This is a genomic window from Sphingomonas sp. SDUR79 (assembly GCF_056821745.1).
Genome location: NZ_JBPDIN010000001.1, coordinates 2,902,323 through 2,919,818, shown reverse-complemented (window position 1 = coordinate 2,919,818; position 17,496 = coordinate 2,902,323). Strand labels below are relative to the sequence as shown.

Here is a 17,496-nt window from a genome sequence, read left to right as displayed (position 1 = left end):
TTAGTTTAGCTGTACTAGCACTCCGCAAAAACATGCATTAAATGAATCGCCGGAAAGGCGAGATAGCAGTGTCCGGAGATTATAAGAAGTCAGTTGAAAGGGTGTACCGTCGGCGGCGGCATGGCGAGATTGGTGACGTAGCCAACCACGTGTCGGCATGGCCAGCGGGCATCGCCGTCGAGGCTGAACCCGTGCGGCGAGTCCATACTCGCAGTCGGCGGAGGAATACCGCCCTTGTGTACTCCACGTTGCCGCTCGGCATGCGCGCTGCGGAGTCGTCTTGCGAAGTTCGCTTTCTGAAGGTTGCCCAGCTCGATTCGCGGGTCGCCAAAGTGCGTGCTCAGCCGACTTTGCTGCGCGTGCCAGAAGATGGCCGGATCCGAAGGCGTGCTCCCGACTTCGCCGTGATGATCGACGGGCGTGCCGAGCTACATGAAACGAAACAGGACGCGGAATGCCGGAAACCGGACGTCCAGTCCGAGCTGTTGGCGATCCGCGATGAGGTCGAACGCCATCCGGGCTGGCGCTACAGCGTTACATTGGAAAGCGCGCTGCTCGCGGAGCCGCTTCGCTCGAATACCGACATGCTCTGGCGCGAGCTCGTACCGTATGACGAAATTGACCTCGACCTGCGACTGCGAACGTCTGCGATCCTTGATGATGGGGCCCTTACAGCATCGGATCTGCTTGCAAGAACAGCGGTGCACGTCGACGGGCCCAGAGCGCGTGGCTCATGGCCGGACCTGCTTGCGATGATCGCCGCGGGAATCGTTGATTTCGACGTCACAGAGCTGCTGACGCTGGACAGCGTCGTATGGAATCGCAACTCCGGGCCGGTTCGTGCGCGGACGTTACCCTTCGTGACGGTCGACGAAGCTATCAAGGCACCCCGAGCCGATGCCGCACCTATGCCGTTCCTCAACCTGCGCGTCCGGGGGACCGGAAAATGACGCGCGTGGCCCAGGCAAAGGTTCTGACGCCGCGGTACGACATCACGCTAGCGGATCGTCTTGTCTATCGTGGCTCGAGTTGGGCTTTAGCACAGCGGCGCGGCGATCAGCTCGACTTTCATGATCCGCGCAATGGTGAGTTGCTCACCCGCACCGATGAGGAGTTGGGTGGGCTGATCGGGCTTGGCGAAGCGAAAATCGTGCGAGGCAATGCCTCGGCCAAGGATCAGGAATACGCGGCGGCGACCGCCGACTTGGCGACGTTGCCCGGTCCGGCGGTTGCCGATGCGCGTCGGATCATGGCCTACACCGATGAGCTGAAGCTGCGCCGCCTGACATATCGGCCTGCGACTACGGAGCTGATGGCCGCCATCGCACACGTCGCGAAGCGCATTCAGGACCCCCAGCCGCCAGCCCCGTATCTCGTCAAGCGATGGATGAAGAAGGGGGACGCTCGTGCTGCTGCCGGAGGCCGAATCTCATCCGATACCTCGGTGTCAGATTACGTGCCGCAGCATGGATTCAAGGGAAACCGGACCTCACGCGTGTGCTTCGAGGTCTCCAAGATCATTCACCATGTGATCGAGGAGGTTTACCTTACGCCCGAACGTCGGTCGATAACGACGGTAGTATCGGTCGCTCGCCATAAGGTGCGGTTGGCGAACGAGCTGCGAACCCCCGAGGATCAGCTTAAGCTGCCTGGGCGAACGGCTATCGATAACGCGATCGCAAGCCTTCCGCGCGATGAAGTTTTGCGCAGGCGCCATGGGGCGGACAAGGCGTACGACGCGGTTGGCCCAGTTCATTATCGCACACGGCCGGAACAGCCGCTCGACGAAATCGAGATGGATCACACCACTTGCGACTTGTTCCTCGTGGACGGGCTCACCGGCGCCCCATTGGGACGACCGACGATCGTGATCGGCGTCGATCGCTGCACCGCCATGCCTTGGGGCATGCATGTCGGCTTCGATCCGCCTAGTGTGCACACGGTCATGCAGTGCATGCGCAATGGCCTCCTGCCGAAGACCTATGTGCAACATTATGCGGAAGCCGGCGCCTGGGACATCAGTGGATCGTGGCCATCGTTCGGGCGCCCGAAGAAGCTATCGGTCGATCGCGGGGCCGAGAACATCAACCACGACATGCAGGCACTCGGCGTCGATCTTCCCATCAAAGAGATTGAAGCGAAGGCGGGACGCAAGGGGCGGCTGAAAGGCGGGATCGAGCGGATGCTGGGTACGCTCAACCGCACGCTACTGCAGGAGCAGCGGGGCACGACCTTCTCCAATGTTGTGGTTCGGGACGACTACGATCCAAGGAAGAACGCCGTCCTCACCTACGAGGAGCTGCTTGAGCGGCTCCATCACTGGCTGATCGATGTCTATATGCGCCGCTATCACCACGGCATCAGGGATGTTCCGATCCAGCTGTGGAACAAGAAGATCGCGAGCTACATGCCGCGGCAGGTCGAGAACGTCGAAAAGCTCCTACCATTGTTCGGGCGGATCGAGCACCGGACGCTTCGCCGTGATGGCATCAGGTGGAAGCATCTCTTCTACATCTCGCCAGACCTGATGGCGCTGCTGTCGAACCATGAATTTCTCAAAGCGTCGCGTGATGTTCGCGGCGATGTCGTGGTGCGATTCCGTTACGATCCATCGAGCATCGACCACATTCACGTGTATCTGCCACACGCGCGAGGGCAGCAGACAATGCATCTGCGAGTGCCTGTCGAGGCCCGCTCGCGTGAGTACGCCCGCGGCCTTTCGGTCTGGGCTCACAATTCAATCGTCAAGACGCTGCGCGATGCGGCAATCCAATCCATCGATCTTCCTGCCCTCGATGCAGCCAAGGCCAAGCTGATCGCCAGCCTTGATCGCGATACGCCGGGCGCGAAGAAGATTCGCAGCGCGGCCCGTAACGCCCGCGTTCGGCAGATTGGCGGCATTGCGCCGTTTGGCGACAGCATACGCACAACGCCGGTCGGCAGCCCCGAGGATGAACGCCAGCGGCGCGCTGTCGAAAGCTTAGACAACAGCTGGGGTGTACCCGTTGCACCCATGCAGGACGAGATCGAGCTCGTGGAGCCCTCGCGGACTGTTCGGTCTTCGAAACGGACCGGCCGCCAATTCAAGCGTCGTAGCGATCCTCCACCAGCCACGGCACGGAAACGAGCGCAACCTGGCAGCCGCCCGCGGATCGCAATGCCGAGTGCGGCCTTGCCTGTGGCTGATGATGACTTCGACTTCTACAGTGATGAGGTGAAAGCATGACCGATTGGGAGGCGGTCTCTCTCAAAGCGCGCAAGGAAGTTGCCAACGCGATTTTCGTACCACGCGGGTTCACCGACGAGTTCGTCAGCGCCATGCAGGAACTGCGGGACGGTTCCAAGGAGGGCGCCGAGGCGATGTGTCTCGTCGTTGTCGGAGAGAAGGGTGTGGGCAAGAGCGCCTTCCTGAAGCGCTACGCCGAGGATAATCCACAGGAGCGTGTCGTCGAGGGCAACGTCGTCACGATCACCCGTCCGGTGGTCTACGTCCCATTCCCACCTAGCCCGACACTGAAAGGCGCAGCCGAGGTGTTTTTGGCGGCCCTCGCCGGTCCTGGCTCGCTCCGTGGTAGCCGAACGGCGCTCACGCAGCGGATCAAGGAGATGCTCATCGACCTCAAGACCGAGCTCGTCATCGCCGACGAGTTTCAGCATGTCCGCGATGAGGGTCGAAAGGGGAAGAGCGAGGTCGCGGACTGGCTCAAGGACATCGTCAAGTCGACGAACATTCCGTTCGTTCTCGCAGGCATGCCTGAGACGGTGCAGATCATTCAGGCCGACGAGCAGCTGCACAGTCTCACGGAAGAGCCGACGGTGATCACCACGTACGACTGGGAAGATTCGGGTAGCCGCTTCGCCTGGCGGGCGTTGCTCGCGAAGATCGATCTCCAGCTCCCGTTCAACGAACGCTCCGAACTTTCCGAGAAGGAAACGGCCCGTACCTTGTTTGTGTGCACCGATGGAAACCTGCGCAGGCTCCGGGCGATCCTGCGGGTCGCTGTCAATCGGGCGCTCGGCAATAGCGGCAAGCTCATCACTTGGGACGATCTGGCCGCGGGCTATCACCGCCTGCCGAAGATACCGGACGTGAAGGGCAATCCGTTCGATCGAAACGGGATTTTCAAGTGATGACCGTGGCTACTCCTTTCCCTCGCCGCCCTATCCCAGCGGTGGGAGAAAGCATCTATGGCTACGAACGCCGTTTCGCAGCGTGCACCAGATATGAGAGCTTGGGAGCGTTTCGGGACGTCACTGGCCTCAACGAGGTGGTGCCGGGAAGCTCGCGGACGAAGTTCTCGCGCTTGGCCCAATTGGCGGGCCTTGGGCCGGCGGATCTTGATTTCATGCGCTGGACCGGACGTGATGGTGTGCGGAGAGGTGCGACGGCGGTCGTGCTGGGACATCTGGTGCACGCAGGCTATCTGAAGACGCAGTATTTGCGTTTCTGCCCCGCCTGCCTCGCGGAAGATGGCCCTCCAGAGCAACGAATCCACTACCAGGCCTGGCAGCTGCTCCAGGTGAGCGCCTGCCCCCGGCATCGCACTCTTCTGGTCGAAAAATGCGACGAATGCGGTCGCCCCATCGAACAAGCGCTGAAGACCAAGGCATGGGCATGCGTGTGTGGTCGTGAGATGACGGACATGGCGGCATCGATCGCCCCCGAGGGGGCTGTATCCATGTCGCAAACGATCATGCGCCAGTTGGGGCACGAACCAAATGCCCAGGGTAGATCGGCCGGCCGTCATCGCCGACTGCCTCCCCCATTTTCCGAACTCGACTTGGACTCGCTGCTTACCGTCGCCTCTAAAATCGGCATCCTGGCAACAACCTCACCGGAGACGGATCCGCCGGCGAGTGCAGTTGAGCGTCCGTATACCGGCGCTGCGATGAGCGCAGACCTTGGCGTGTCCGAAATCGCAGAAATCGTGAGCGCCGCCGACCCAATCATGCACGATTGGCCAGCAGGGGCTGGCGCGCTCTTCTCGTCGCTCGCTGACCGAAATCCTGCACCGTCACAGCGTCACCCCGTGCACGCGATGTTCGCGACGATTGCCGGACATCGTCTGCTGGGCCGGATCAAATCTGCGGATGGCGCAGTGATTCGGGTGATCGATGATGCGCTGGAGGACTGGCTGTTTCAGGAGCGCGGCATTTACATCGACGGCCGTCGTCGACCGAAGGTCAGCGTCAAGGGAGATGTTCCGATCGATGTCGCCGATGCTCTTCGGCGCTTGGAAGGCAGGGGCGGCAACCTGCTTTGCATCTCGGCGTGGGTTGATGCTGGCGCGATTGAAATGGTGGGCAGGAAGGTCAGCATGGCTTCGGTGGACGCGACGGTGACGACGATCTCGAAGCTCGAATCGAGCGAATTTGAAGATGGCTTGTCGAGCAAGGATTGGAGCACGCGCTTCGTCTACAACGAACACTATCGACGATCAGACGCGTTGAGTGACGTTCTCGCCGGCCGGATTCGTGTGAAGCGCTTATCCGATAAGGGCGGCGGCGGGCTTCAGTCACTCCAAATCTGTCGCCGTGATTTGGTCCAATGCGCGCGGAACGCTGCGTCGTCTGCGCGCTTGCTCATGCGGTCGCCAGAACAGCGCGCCTCGCGGGCTCGCGCTCGCGACGCATTCTATCGCTCGGGGCAGGTGTACGCACTTCTCGAAGAGCTCTGGCCTGGCCGACACCTGCCGTATCTCGAAGACAATCCTCGCATTCGATCCAAAACGAAGACCTGGAAATATCCAACCCGAGAGTTGCGGCAGCGATTCTACAGCGTCGCTGATGCGCTGGACCTCGTGGAATCCCGCCGGTCCTAGAGGCAAAAAATTGCTGTCACCAAGCGAAGCCGGCCGAGGGCCGGCTTTTTTATGCGCCCGTTTCCCGTAATGACGCCTTATGGAGAAAAATCGCGATAAGATTACCGCTTATGAGCACCAATGTGACTTGAGGTAGGACAGCACCTCAAGGCTGCCCCTCGGAAACTTCCCTCGAAGTTGACCCCTTATGGACGAAACGACATCGATTGAAAGCGTCGCGGCCTGCACCGGCGGGTTTTGGCTGCTTCTCGGCCATGTCCGGCGGGTGCGGACCCAAGCCGGGCGTAGCGCGTTCATGCGTCGTGACCGAAATGATCGACCGCCACATCGCCCGCATCCGCGCCCGGCATGCGCTCAGCGTAGCGGAGGAGCAGGCGATCCGCGCGACCATCGCCCCCGCGCGCGATGTCGCAGCGCACAGCAGCTTCATCGAGGCGGGAGCCCGGCTCGACCATAGCACCCTGATCCTCGACGGCATCGCTGCCCGCTACAAGGATCTGCGCGACGGCCAGCGCCAAGTTACCGCGCTGCACGTTCCCGGCGACTTCGCCGATCTGCACAGCTTTACCTTGAAGCGGCTCGATCATGCGCTGATGGCGTTGACGCCGTGCCGGGTCGCACCGGTCGCGCACGCCCGCATCGCGGAGTTGGTCGAGCACTTCCCGCGGCTCGGGCGGCTCTACTGGTTCTCGACCACGCTCGACGCATCGATGCATCGCGAATGGGTGTTGTCGATGGGCGTCCGCGACGCCCTCGCACGGATCGCGCACCTGTTCTGCGAGCTGCAGGTGCGGCTGAAGATGGTCGGGCTCGCCGACGCCAGTGGCTATGCGCTCGATCTCAGCCAGGCCGACCTGGCCGAATGCCGCGGCCTCACGTCCGTGCACGTCAACCGTTCGCTGCGGCGGCTGCGCGAAATGGAGGTGGTCACCTTCCGCGCCGGGCGGGTCGAGATCACCGATGCGGCGGCGTTGCGCGCAATCGCCGAATTCGATCCCGACTATCTGTATCTCGACCCCGACCCGCTCTGACGGCGATTAACATCGGTTAGCCGGATCACCCATCGCGGCGCGCTACCCTCCCGCGCAACAGGAGGACAGGCCATGCAATCCGATCTCGACTATTATCGAACCCGCGCCGCCGAGGAGCGCGCCCGCGCGGCGGCGGCAACCGACCCCGCCGTCCGTCGTGCGCATACGGCGATGGCCGAGCGGTATGAACGCGGGGCGGCGGGCGAGAAGCTTGACCTCGGCATCGTCGAGCGCGGGTGAGCGGGCCGGTGCCGCAACCGTTTGAGCGTTGCTGAACCAAACCATTGCGGCGAAATGGTATGAAGACCCCTTGAAGTGTTCCGACCAATTGGTTAGTCCAATGGGTATAGAGAATAATTGAGGGGATCGGGATGCGGTTTGCGGCGCTCATTGCCTGTACGGTTGTGGCGGCCCCGCTGCCCGCTGTCGCCGCCGACCATCTCGTCGCCGATCCCGCCGCCTATGCCGCTGCGGTCAAGAAAGCGAAGCCCGGCGACCGCATCATCCTGCGCGATGGCGTGTGGCGCGATTTCCAGATCGTCTTCACCGGACGCGGCACCGCCGACAAGCCGATCACGCTGACCGCCCAGACGCCCGGCGGGGTGATCCTGTCGGGCCAGTCGAACCTGCGCATCGGCGGCGAGCATCTCGTCGTCTCCAACCTCGTCTTCCGCGACGGATACTCCCCGACCAAGGAGCTGATCGCGTTTCGCCGCGATTCGAAGACGCCCGCATCGCACACCCGCCTCACCGGCATCGTGGTCGATCGCTTCACCAACCCCGATCGCCGCGCCGAGGATCATTGGGTCGCGATCTATGGTACCGACAACCGCGTCGATCACAGCTGGTTTGCGGGCAAGGGCAATGGGGGCGTCACCCTCGCGGTGATCCGTCCCAAGGGCCAGCCGGGCGAGAACCGCGCGCGCATCGACCATAATTTCTTCGGCCCGCGCCCGCCGCTCGGCTCGAACGGCGGCGAGACGATCCGCATCGGCACCAGCGATGAATCGCTCAGCGATTCGCGCTCGGTCGTGGAAAACAACTGGTTCGAAGGCTGCGATGGCGAGGTCGAGATCGTCTCGGTCAAATCCGGCGGCAACGTCATTCGCGGCAACATGGTGGTCGAATCGCAGGGCGCGATCGTGCTGCGGCACGGCAACGGCAATCTGGTCGAGCGCAACATCTTCCTCGGCCGCGGCAAGGCGTCGACCGGGGGCATCCGCGTGATCAACCGCGATCAGATCGTGCGCCACAATTATCTCGAGAACGTCACCGGCACCTCATTCCTCAGCGCGATCGCGGTGATGAACGGCGTGCCGGACTCGGCGGTCAATCGCTATCATCAGGTCGCCAATGCGGTGATCGAGCGCAATACGATCGTCGATGCCGCGCGCATTACCTTCGGCGCAGGGGCGGACGCCGAACGCAGCGCCCCGCCGGTGTCGAGCCGTTTCGACCGCAACCTGATCTACACCGCCTCGGCCAAGGACATCGTCCGGGTCGAGGGCGACGCAGCGGGCATCGCGATGGCGGGCAATGTCCAGTCCGGCCCGCCGCCCAAGGGGCTGACCGGCTTTGCCCAGAGCGACATCAAGCTGGTCCGCGCCGCCAACGGCCTGCTCTATCCCGCCGACCCCGCGCTGGCGTCAGTCGGCGCCCCCCGCGACCTCGTCATGCTCAAGCGCGAGGATGCCGGCCCGGCCTGGTATCCCAAGGACGCACCCGCCACGACTGGCCGCACGCTCGACGCAGCGCCGGGCGCGCTGGCGCAGGCAGTCGCACAGTCCGGCCCCGGCGACACGATCCGCGTCGCTCCCGGCACCCATCGCGTGACCACGCCGATTCCCGTTGGCCACAGCCTGACCGTCACCGGTCCACGCGCCGCGATCCTCGAAAGCGCGTCACCGACCCTGTTTCAGCTGACCCCCGGCGGCAGCCTTCACCTCAGCGGCGTCACCCTCTCCGGCGCCGCTGCCTCACCGACTGCGGAGCGCGCTGCCCTCATCCGCGCGCCGCAGTCGGTGAGCATTTTGAACTATCGCGTAAGCTTGTCCGACGTCGCGGTGCGCGACGCGGGTGACGTGATCGCCACCACCCCCGGCACGTTCGCCGAGGACATCGCAATCCGCCGCTCGACCTTCGCGGAGGTGTCGGGCGCAGTCGTCGCCGCCGCCGCCGAAACCGGCAGCAAGGGCCTCTACAGCGCCGAGCGGATTACGATTGCCGACAACGACTTCACCGATGTCGCGACGATCGCCGATGTCGCGCGGCTCGGCACCGATGAAAGCACCTTCGGCCCGTGGTTCGCGATGACCGGCAACCGCGTCACCGGTGGCGGCGCGGTGCGCCTCTCGGGCGTCCAGACTGTCGCGATCACCGGCAACCGCTTCGACCGCGCCAACGGTATCGCCATCGCCAACAGCGTCGGCGCGCCGGTGGTGCGCATCACCGCCAATGTCTTCGCCGCGACGCCCGAACCGGCGATCACCCGCCTGTATCCGCAGGGGACACCCGACATCGTCCTTGCCGACAATCAGATGGAGGCGCTGCGATGATCCGCACCACGCTCGCCGCACTGCTGCTCGCCGGCGCCGCGCCCGCCTTCGCGCAGGATGCCGCGACCGCGCCGGTGCTCACCAGCCTCGACGCCTGGCGCACCATGGCCGCTGGAGCGCAGAGCGCCCCGCTGTTCGCCCGCGAACTCGCCGCCGCGCGCAAATCGGTCGATGCCGGCATCCGCGCCGGGATCGATGTGCCGACCCCCAACGATCGCGGCGGCGGCCCGACGCACGAGCGGCACAAGGCGAATTACAAGCTGATCCAGCAGGCGGGCGCGCTCTACCGCCTGACCGGTGAGCGCAAATATGCCGACTATGTCCGCGACCTGCTGCTCGCTTATGCCAAACTCTATCCCACGCTGGCCAACCATCCTGCCGCATCGGATCAGGTGCCCGGGCGACTGTTCTGGCAGAGCCTGAACGACAGCGTCTGGCTGGTCCACGCGATCCAGGGCTATGACGCCGTCCGCGCCGACCTGACCCCCGCCGAACGCAAGACGATCGACGAACAGGTGTTCCGCCGCATGGCCGCGTTCCTGACCAGCGAAGCGCGGACCTTCGATCGCATCCACAACCACTCCACCTGGGCCAATGCCGGGGTCGGCATGGCGGGCTATGTCCTGCGCGACCCCGTACTGGTCGAACAGGCGCTGAAGGGCAGCGACCGCAGCGGCAAGGTCGGCTTTCTGCGCCAGCTCGACCTGCTCTTCTCCCCCGACGGCTATTATGCCGAGGGCCCCTATTATCAGCGCTACGCCCTTCAGCCCTTCGTCGTGTTCGCACAGGCGATCGAAGCAAACGAGCCGGGCCGCAAGATCTTCGCCTACCGCGACGGCATCGTCTTGAAGGCGATCCGCACCGCGATCCAGACCAGCTATGGCGGCTATTTCTTCCCGATCAACGACGCGATGCCCGACAAGAGCCTCAGGACCGAGGAGCTCTATCAGGGCGTCGCCATCGGCTATGCCGCGACCGGCGACGCGGGGCTGCTCGACATCGCAAAGTGGCAGAACAAGGTCGCGCTCTCTCCCGAGGGCTTCGCGGTCGCGCGCGACATCGCGAGCGGCAAGGCAAAGCCGTTCGCCTTCGCCTCGACCCTGCTGCGCGACGGGCCACAGGGCAAGGACGGCGCGCTCGCCATCCTGCGCTCCGGCCCGCAGGAAAATGCTCAGGTCGTGGTCGCCAAGAACACCGCCCAGGGCATGGGCCATGGCCATTTCGACAAGCTGAACTGGTTGCTCTACGACAATGGCCAAGCGGTCGTGACCGACTATGGTGCCGCCCGCTTCCTCAATATCGAGGCGAAGGAGGGTGGCCGCTACCTCCCCGAAAACGAAAGCTGGGCGAAGCAGACCGTCGCGCACAACACGCTGGTGGTCAACGAAACCAGCCATTTCGACGCCCAGCTGAAGCCTGCCGAAGAGATCGCGCCGACCCAGCTGGCATTCGTTGGCGAAGGCCCGCTGCGCTTCAGCATCGGCGAGATGGCGGGCGCCTATCCCGGCATCACCTTCCGCCGCGCGCTGGTGCAGGTCGATATGGGCAAGAACGCCCCGCTCGTCCTCGACCTGATGACGGTGAAGAATGCGGGCAAGGCGACCTATGACCTGCCGCTGCACTTTGCCGGTCACATCATCGATACCGACGTCAAGCTCGCGTCGAACGTCGCGACGCGACCGGTGCTGGGCACGGCCAATGGCTATCAGCACCTCTGGGTCGACGCGACCGGGCCGCTCGCAAACGGACAAGGCCGCGTCACCTGGATCAACCAGGGCCGTTTCTACAGCTACCGCATGGCTACGCCGGGCGCGCAGTTGATCGTCGCCGAAAGCGGCGCGAACGACCCGCGCTTCAACCTGCGCCGCGAACCGGTGCTGATCCAGCGGCTGAGCGGGGCAGGGGACGCCGCGTTCCTCAGCCTGCTCGAACCCCATGGCCGCTACGACGCCGCGACCGAGACCACGACCGGCAGCCGCAGCGGCGTGGCCGGCCTCACCCTCACCGAAAGTGCCGGCGCGCGCGTCGCCACGATCACCCTGACCGGCGGCAAGACGATCCTGATCGCCATCGCCGCCGATACCACTGCGGGCAAGGCGCACAGCGTCACCGTGAACGGGCGCAAGCTCGACTGGAGCGGCCCGGTCGGGCGCTTCGACGGAGAGAGCAAATGAAATCCGGGTTCCGCTGGTGGATCATCGGCCTGATCGCGATCGCGACGGTCATCAATTACATCGACCGCAACGCGCTCGCGGTGATGTGGCCCGAAGTCGCCAAGGACATCGGCGCCGACAAGGAAGATTACGCGCTGCTGGTGACCATCTTCATGGTCTTCTACGCGCTCGGCCAATCGATCTTCGGCAAAATTTTCGACGTGGTCGGCACCCGCATGGGCTTTGCCATTTCGATCGTGGTCTGGTCGATCTCGATCGCCGCGCACAGCCTCGTGCGTTCGATGCTGGTGCTCGGCGTGCTGCGCGCCGCGCTCGGGGTGAGTGAGGCAGGCAACTGGCCCGGTGCGGCCAAGGCCAACGCGACCTGGTTCCCACGCTCCGAACGCGCCTTTGCACAGGGGATTTTCAACGCCGGTGCCTCGCTGGGCGCAATCGTCTCGGCGCCGTTGATCGCGATCCTGTTCGGCTTTGTCGGCTGGCGCACGACTTTCGTGATCGTCGGCGTGTTCGGCTTCCTGTGGCTGCTGCCCTGGATCTGGGTCTACAAGTCCGACCCCGACGCGCACCCTTGGCTGAGCAAGGCCGAGCGCGAACATATCCTCGGCGCGAATGAGGCGGCAGGCGGACCAAAGGCGGCGGGTTACGCCCCCTCAATGGGCCAGCTGCTGCGCCATCGTCAGGCATGGGCGGTGATGTCGGGCCGCTTCTTCCTCGATCCGATCTGGTGGCTGTTCGTCTCGTGGTTGCCGATCTACCTCAACGAAAGCTTCGGCTTTGACGTGAAGCAGATCGGCATGTTCGCCTGGGTGCCCTTCGTCGGCGCGATGGCGGGATCGCTGTCGGGCGGCTGGCTGTCGGGCAAGCTGATCCGGCGCGGCTGGAGCACCGACAAGGCGCGCAAGAGCGTGATCGCATTGGGCTGCATCATCATGCTCCCCGCCTTGCTGCTCACCGCGACTGCCGCCACGCCGCTCTATGCCGTGCTGCTGATCGCCGCGATCCTGTTCGGCTTCCAGGTCGCGATCAACAACATCCAGACTTTGCCGTCCGACTGGTTCGGCGGCGGCGCAGTCGGCTCGCTCGCCGGGATCAGCGGCACCGCTGCAGTCGCCGGCACGCTGATCACCACCTGGCTCGTCCCGGCGATGACCAAGGTCAGCTTCGCACCGATCTTCATCCTCGGCGCCGCGCTCGTGCCGCTGTCGCTGATCTGCATCTTCATCGGCGGGCGCATCCAGCCCGTCCAATCCGACACTCAAGACCAAGGGGCATAAATGCGTTTCAACAACAAGCTCGCCATCGTCACCGGCGGTGGTCGCGACATCGGCCGCTCGATCTCGCTGCGGCTGGCGGCAGAGGGCGCAAAGGTCGTCATCAACTATCGCAGCGACGAAGCCGCGGCGCAGGACACGCTGGCGGCGGTTCAGGCTGCAGGCGGCACCGCTTTGCTCCACCGCGCCGACGTGACCAAGTCCGATGAAGTCGCCGGCCTGATCGCCGCAGCGGCCGACTTCGGCGGCGGCACGATCGACGTGCTGGTCAACTGCGCGGGCGGCATGGTCGCGCGCAAGACGCTGGCCGACATGGACGAAGCGTTCTTCGACACGGTCATGGACCTGAATTTCAAGTCCGCCTTCCTCGTCACCAAGGCTGCGCTCCCGCACCTCGCCAAGGGGTCGGCGATCGTCAACCTGTCCTCGCTCGCCGCGCGCGACGGTGGCGGGCCGGGCGCGAGCATCTATGCCGCGTCAAAGGGGGCGCTGACCACACTGACGCGCGGCTGGGCGAAGGAGCTGGGCCCGCAGGGCATCCGCGTCAACGCGCTGTGCCCCGGCCTGATCGGCACCAGCTTCCACGACATCTTCTCCAAGCCCGAGGGGCGCGCCGCAGTCGCCGGCAACACCCCGCTGCGCCGCGAGGGTCACCCGGATGAGGTCGCGGCGGCGGTCGCCTTCCTCGCGTCGGACGAGGCTTCGTTCCTCACCGGGCTCAACATGGACATCAACGGGGGACTCGCCTTCTCATGACCCGCACGCTCGCCACCGCCGCCCTGGTCGCCACGGCGCTCGCGCTCCTTCCCGCCGCTGCGCACGCGCAGACCAAGGAGCGCACCGACGCGCCACCGCTTCAGCCGTACAAGATCGTGCTGGTCGGCGATTCGACCATGGCGGTGGCGAGCGGCTGGGCGTCGATGTTCTGCGCGCGCCACGTCAAATCCTCGGTCGCCTGCCTCAATGCCGGGCGCGGCGGCCGCTCGACCCGCAGCTACCGCCAGGAAGGCGGCTGGGACATCGCGCTGGCCGAGGCCAAGGTACCCGGCTACCGCGCCACCTATGTCCTGATCCAGTTCGGCCATAACGACCAGTCGAGCGCCTCGGAGCGCTGGACCGATCGCACCACCGAATTCCCGGCGAACCTGACCAAGATGGTCGAGGAGGTCCGCGCGGCGGGCGCAATCCCCGTGCTCGTCACCCCGCTGACCCGCCGCGTGTTCAAGGACGGCAAGCTCGACAACACTCTGGACGAATGGTCCGAGGAGGTGCGCAAGGTCGCCGCCGCGACCAAGACGCCCTTGGTCGACCTCAACCGCCGCAGCGCAGCCGTGGTGCAGAAGCTGGGGGCCGAAGACTCGATGGCACTCGCTCAGGCCGACCCCACCGCCGAGGAGCGCGCCGCCGCCAAGGCCGGCACCACGCTCAAGCAGCGTTCTACCGAGGACGCGCGCGAACCCGATCTGCCGACCCGCCCCGGCGGCGCGCGCGGCCAGCACACACGCAAGTTCGACTACACGCATCTCGGCGAAACCGGGGCTGGGGTGTTCGCGCGATTGATGGCGGACGACCTGGCCCGTGCGGTCCCGGCGCTGGCGTCGCAATTGGTGCCCTGACCAACTGGTAGGACCAATTACGAAAATAGGACTAAATAACAGGTTGACAGAATCGCCCTGACCGGCGACCACTGCGATCATAAGATAAACTCAGGGGAGAGGGCTGATGGCCATGCTCGATCAGGCACGCGCGCCGCGCGCACTTCGCAACATTCTGCTGGCCGGAGCCGCGCTCCCGCTGCTCGTCGCAGCGCCCGCGCTGGCGCAGGACGCCGACACCACGGCCGAGGACGAGGTCGTCGTCACCGGCATCCGCGAAACGCTGCGCAGCTCGATCGACGTCAAGAAGCGCGAAACCGCGATCGTCGATGCACTGTCGACCGACGAGATCGGCGACCTCCCCGCTTTGTCGGTGGGTCAGGCGATCCAGACGATTACCGGCGCGACCACGCACCGCGAAAAGGGCGACGCGTCCGAAATCGCACTGCGCGGCCTCGGCCCCTTCCTCAGCAACTCGACCTTCAACGGGCGCGAGGCGACCAACGGATCGGGCGACCGTTCGGTCAATTTCAACCAGTTCCCCTCGGAACTGGTCAACAACATCAAGATCTATAAGTCGCAACAGGCCGATCTGGTCGAAGGCGGCGTCGCCGGCACGATCGACATCGGCACGCTGCGCCCGCTCGATTTCGGCAAGATGCGCGTGCAGGGTGAGATCAAGGCGAATTACAGCCCCTATCAGGACAAGATCACCGGATCGTCCGCCTGGGGCTGGCGCGGCACTCTCTCCTATGTCGATCAGTTCAAGCTCGGCGGACTGGGCGAGGTCGGCATCGCGCTGGGTGCTCAGCGTAACAGCACCAACAATCCCGAAGAAACCATGGCGGGCAGCTCGACCTGGGTCGCGTGCAACGGCAACGTCACCGTCATCAACAACAACTGCCAGGAAGTGACTCAGCCTCAGGTCGCTGCCGGCACACCCTTCTACCTCGTCCCCAACTCGATCGCCTGGCGCCAGATCAGCGAAGTCGATCGCCGCGACGCGATCTTCGGCGCGGTGCAGTGGGCGTTTTCGGACCGCGTCGAACTCAATGTCGACGCGCAATATTCGGACCGGAAGTTCGTCGAGAACCGCCGCGACTTCAACATCTCCGAAATGCGCCGCAGCCTGACCAATGTCGTGTTCGACGACAATCATGTGCTGCGCAGCTTCGACGGGTCGAGCTCGTTCGAATCGACCGCCAGCAATCTGGAACGGTCCGAAGAATATCTCGGCGTCGGCGCCAATCTGCGCCTCGATTTCGGCGACCGCTTTACCCTCAACCTCGACGGAGCCTATTCGCGCACGATCCGAACCGAGATCGAACGCCAGGTTCGCCTGCGCACCGATGCGTTCGCCGTCAATGGCGTGCGGACAGCGGTGAACAACCAGCGCATTCCCTATCGCTACGAACTGCTGCCGGGCAATTTCGCGCCGACCATCACGATCGATCCGCGCTTCGACATCACCAATCACGACCTATTCTGGGATGACGCCCGCACCCGCCGCGACGAATCGCGCCGCCAGAATGAGATTTGGGGCTTCCGCGCCGACGGCACCTATCGGCTCGACGGCTTCCTCAGCAGCGTCAAGGTCGGCGCGCGCTGGGCCGAACAGACCTTCGCCGACTATGACGTCCGCAACGAACTCAACCTGAACCCGGCGATGTCCGAGGATCGCCGCATCAACCAGCTGTGCCGGACGCAATTCCCGCAGACCGGTTTCCTCGACGCGGCGCAAGGCAACACGATCACCAGCTGGGCGACGTTCGACCCGATCTGCCTGATGCGCGAATATGCCGGGTCGGAGGATCCGGGCCTGCCCGCCGACCTGCGTTCGCCGCTCAACCGCGACGTGACCGAACGCACGCTGGCCGGCTATGTCATGGCGGAATATCAGTCGGAGCTGGGCGGCACCCCGATCCGCGGCAATATCGGCGTCCGCGTCGTCAACACCCGCGTGACGTCGATCGGCCTGCGGAGCGAGTATGATCTGCGCGACAATGGCGACGGCACCGTCACGCTCGTTCCGATTACGGGGAGCTATCAGTCGCTGACCGAGACGAGCGAAACCACGCGCGTCTTGCCCAGCATCAACGCGATCTTTGAGCTGCAACCGAACCGCCTCTTGCTGCGGGCCGCCGCCTATCGCGCGATGTCGCGCCCGGCGCCGAGTGCGCTGGGGTCCGGTCGCAACTTCAGCCTCGATGCCAACGGCACGTCGATCGAAGACGCGATCAACGAAATCCGCGCGACGGGCAGCCCGGGGCTCAAGCCGCTGATGTCGTGGAACGGCGACATCGCCCTTGAATATTACCCCAATCGCGACTCGATCTTTGCCGCGACGATCTATTTCAAGGAGTTCGGCGGCGGCTTCATGCCCTTCGTCACCGACGAAGACTTTGTGATCGACGGCCAGACGGTCAGCGTTCCGGTGATCCGGACCATCAACAGCCCGGACAAGAGCCAGCTATGGGGTGTCGAGGTCACGGTGGCCAACCGCTTCTCCTGGCTGCCCAAGCCGCTCGACGGTTTCGGCGGCAAGCTGAGCTACAATTTCGCCGACACCAATTTCGAAACGCCCGACACCCAACTGGGCGATACGCTCGACCCGGTCACCGGGACGATCACGCCGGGCATCATCCCGCCCGCGTCGCTCAACGGCTATTCCAAGCACGTCCTGTCGGCCCAGCTCTACTACGAGATCGGTGGCTTCTCGATCCAGGGCATCTACAACTACCGCTCGCAATATTATCAGGATTTCGTCGGCGGCAATTCGCAGAACCGCTATGTCCGCGACAATCAGACGGTTGACCTGCGCGTCTCGTACAACGTCAACCGCAATATCTCGCTGCGGGCCGAGGCGACCAACATCACCGACGAGCCCAAGGTGACCGACATGCCGGTTCCCGGCAGCATCCGGCAATATCACTATTACGGACCGCGCTATTTCCTCGGCGCGCGCTTCCGGCTGTAGTTGGACGGTTCGCTTGGCCCGGTCTCTGCTTGCGCTTTGGTGCGAAGGCAATAAGGATCGGGCCATGCGAA

The 17,496-nt window shown here is 64.3% G+C and carries 12 protein-coding genes; all 12 read left to right on the top strand.

From position 1 onward, the window contains the following. Positions 1-236 precede the first annotated feature (236 nt). Entirely contained in the window at positions 237-950 is a 714-nt protein-coding gene (locus ACRYLO_RS14320) for a hypothetical protein (protein ID WP_482660779.1), read from the top strand. Next, the gene (locus ACRYLO_RS14315) at positions 947-3,226 is read left to right on the top strand and encodes a Mu transposase C-terminal domain-containing protein (RefSeq protein ID WP_482660778.1); all 2,280 of its coding nucleotides are present in this window, start codon (positions 947-949) and stop codon (positions 3,224-3,226) included. Before ACRYLO_RS14320 ends, ACRYLO_RS14315 begins: the two co-directional genes overlap by 4 nt. Continuing rightward, positions 3,223-4,131 (top strand): TniB family NTP-binding protein, encoded by a 909-nt coding sequence (locus ACRYLO_RS14310; RefSeq protein WP_482660777.1) that lies wholly within the window; start codon positions 3,223-3,225, stop codon positions 4,129-4,131. The genes ACRYLO_RS14315 and ACRYLO_RS14310 overlap by 4 nt, the downstream gene beginning before the upstream one ends. Continuing rightward, positions 4,131-5,822 (top strand): TniQ family protein, encoded by a 1,692-nt coding sequence (locus ACRYLO_RS14305; RefSeq protein ID WP_482660776.1) that lies wholly within the window; start codon positions 4,131-4,133, stop codon positions 5,820-5,822. Before ACRYLO_RS14310 ends, ACRYLO_RS14305 begins: the two co-directional genes overlap by 1 nt. Before the next feature lie 311 nt (positions 5,823-6,133). Further along, a complete protein-coding gene (locus tag ACRYLO_RS14300; RefSeq protein WP_482661750.1) occupies positions 6,134-6,853 on the top strand; it encodes a Crp/Fnr family transcriptional regulator in 720 nt (239 codons plus the stop codon). A gap of 72 nt (positions 6,854-6,925) precedes the next feature. After that, on the top strand, positions 6,926-7,093 hold the full coding sequence (locus ACRYLO_RS14295) for a hypothetical protein (protein WP_482660775.1): 168 nt from the start codon (positions 6,926-6,928) through the stop codon (positions 7,091-7,093). A 131-nt stretch (positions 7,094-7,224) separates the two neighbouring features. Continuing rightward, positions 7,225-9,408, top strand: coding sequence for a chondroitinase-B domain-containing protein (locus ACRYLO_RS14290; RefSeq protein ID WP_482660774.1), 2,184 nt, complete (start codon positions 7,225-7,227; stop codon positions 9,406-9,408). Then, the gene (locus ACRYLO_RS14285) at positions 9,405-11,582 is read left to right on the top strand and encodes an alginate lyase family protein (RefSeq protein WP_482660773.1); all 2,178 of its coding nucleotides are present in this window, start codon (positions 9,405-9,407) and stop codon (positions 11,580-11,582) included. Before ACRYLO_RS14290 ends, ACRYLO_RS14285 begins: the two co-directional genes overlap by 4 nt. After that, positions 11,579-12,856, top strand: a complete 1,278-nt coding sequence (locus tag ACRYLO_RS14280; RefSeq protein WP_482660772.1) for an MFS transporter — start codon at positions 11,579-11,581, stop codon at positions 12,854-12,856. Before ACRYLO_RS14285 ends, ACRYLO_RS14280 begins: the two co-directional genes overlap by 4 nt. Next, positions 12,857-13,609: an SDR family NAD(P)-dependent oxidoreductase gene (locus tag ACRYLO_RS14275; protein WP_482660771.1), complete on the top strand. Its 753-nt coding sequence runs from the start codon at positions 12,857-12,859 to the stop codon at positions 13,607-13,609. Then, positions 13,606-14,469, top strand: coding sequence for a rhamnogalacturonan acetylesterase (locus ACRYLO_RS14270; RefSeq protein ID WP_482660770.1), 864 nt, complete (start codon positions 13,606-13,608; stop codon positions 14,467-14,469). The genes ACRYLO_RS14275 and ACRYLO_RS14270 overlap by 4 nt, the downstream gene beginning before the upstream one ends. 106 nt (positions 14,470-14,575) lie before the next feature. Beyond that, complete coding sequence (locus ACRYLO_RS14265; RefSeq protein ID WP_482660769.1) at positions 14,576-17,425, top strand: TonB-dependent receptor; 2,850 nt, start codon at positions 14,576-14,578, stop codon at positions 17,423-17,425. Positions 17,426-17,496: the final 71 nt, after the last annotated feature.

Coding starts and splice junctions, on each gene's coding strand:
- ACRYLO_RS14315 (WP_482660778.1), top strand. CDS start 947: ATGACGCGCGTGGCCCAGGCAAAGGTTCTGACGCCGCGGTACGACATC.
- ACRYLO_RS14310 (WP_482660777.1), top strand. CDS start 3,223: ATGACCGATTGGGAGGCGGTCTCTCTCAAAGCGCGCAAGGAAGTTGCC.
- ACRYLO_RS14305 (WP_482660776.1), top strand. CDS start 4,131: ATGACCGTGGCTACTCCTTTCCCTCGCCGCCCTATCCCAGCGGTGGGA.
- ACRYLO_RS14300 (WP_482661750.1), top strand. CDS start 6,134: ATGATCGACCGCCACATCGCCCGCATCCGCGCCCGGCATGCGCTCAGC.
- ACRYLO_RS14295 (WP_482660775.1), top strand. CDS start 6,926: ATGCAATCCGATCTCGACTATTATCGAACCCGCGCCGCCGAGGAGCGC.
- ACRYLO_RS14290 (WP_482660774.1), top strand. CDS start 7,225: ATGCGGTTTGCGGCGCTCATTGCCTGTACGGTTGTGGCGGCCCCGCTG.
- ACRYLO_RS14285 (WP_482660773.1), top strand. CDS start 9,405: ATGATCCGCACCACGCTCGCCGCACTGCTGCTCGCCGGCGCCGCGCCC.
- ACRYLO_RS14280 (WP_482660772.1), top strand. CDS start 11,579: ATGAAATCCGGGTTCCGCTGGTGGATCATCGGCCTGATCGCGATCGCG.
- ACRYLO_RS14275 (WP_482660771.1), top strand. CDS start 12,857: ATGCGTTTCAACAACAAGCTCGCCATCGTCACCGGCGGTGGTCGCGAC.
- ACRYLO_RS14270 (WP_482660770.1), top strand. CDS start 13,606: ATGACCCGCACGCTCGCCACCGCCGCCCTGGTCGCCACGGCGCTCGCG.
- ACRYLO_RS14265 (WP_482660769.1), top strand. CDS start 14,576: ATGGCCATGCTCGATCAGGCACGCGCGCCGCGCGCACTTCGCAACATT.